This window comes from Vibrio sp. 10N.222.48.A3 (assembly GCF_041475345.1).
GTDB classification, from domain to species: Bacteria; Pseudomonadota; Gammaproteobacteria; order Enterobacterales; family Vibrionaceae; genus Vibrio; species Vibrio tasmaniensis_A.
The window spans coordinates 1-869 of sequence record NZ_JBFRVX010000784.1; the positions used below are offsets into that span (position 1 = coordinate 1).

The 869-nt window shown below is 45.8% G+C and carries 1 protein-coding gene; it reads left to right on the forward strand.

The window, feature by feature from the left end; all coding sequences use genetic code 11:
- Positions 1-2 precede the first annotated feature (2 nt).
- The coding region (locus AB4653_RS19750) for a beta-ketoacyl synthase N-terminal-like domain-containing protein (RefSeq protein ID WP_372105104.1) at positions 3-869 on the forward strand (867 nt) is incomplete at its 3' end.

An 869-nucleotide genomic window follows, 5' to 3' on the forward strand; every position in this document is an offset into this window, starting at 1 on the left:
TAATGAGCCAACCCGAAAAAAACACACCGGAATCAGTCGACGACACTCGACTTAATAAACGTCTTAAAGACATGCCTATTGCTATCGTTGGAATGGCAAGCATGTTTGCGAACTCTCGTTACTTAAACAAGTTTTGGGATTTGATCAGCGAAAAGATCGATGCAATTACCGAAGTGCCTGATACACACTGGCGTCCAGAAGATTACTACGATTCAGATCGTACCACGCCAGACAAATCTTACTGTAAGCGCGGTGGTTTCATCCCAGAAGTTGACTTCAACCCTATGGAGTTCGGCCTTCCGCCAAATATCCTTGAACTGACGGATACGTCACAGCTACTTTCTCTGATCGTGGCAAAAGAAGTACTTGAAGATGCCAAACTGCCTGAAGGTTACGATCGCGACAAGATCGGTATTACGCTTGGTGTAGGCGGTGGTCAGAAGATTGCTCAAAGCCTGAATGCTCGTCTTCAATACCCTGTTTTGAAAAAAGTCTTCAAGAGCAGTGGCATCAACGACGAAGACAGCGAAATGCTGATCAAAAAGTTCCAAGACCAATACATCCACTGGGAAGAGAACTCGTTCCCTGGTTCATTGGGTAACGTAATTTCAGGTCGTATTGCTAACCGCTTTGACCTTGGTGGCATCAACTGTGTAGTAGACGCTGCATGTGCTGGTTCTCTGGCTGCAATGCGTATGGCTCTGAGTGAGCTGGTTGAAGGCCGCAGTGAAATGATGATCACTGGTGGTGTGTGTACTGATAACTCACCAACCATGTACATGAGCTTCTCTAAAACCCCAGCATTCACTACAAACGAAACCATTCAACCTTTCGACATCGATTCAAAAGGCATGATGATTGGTGAAGGC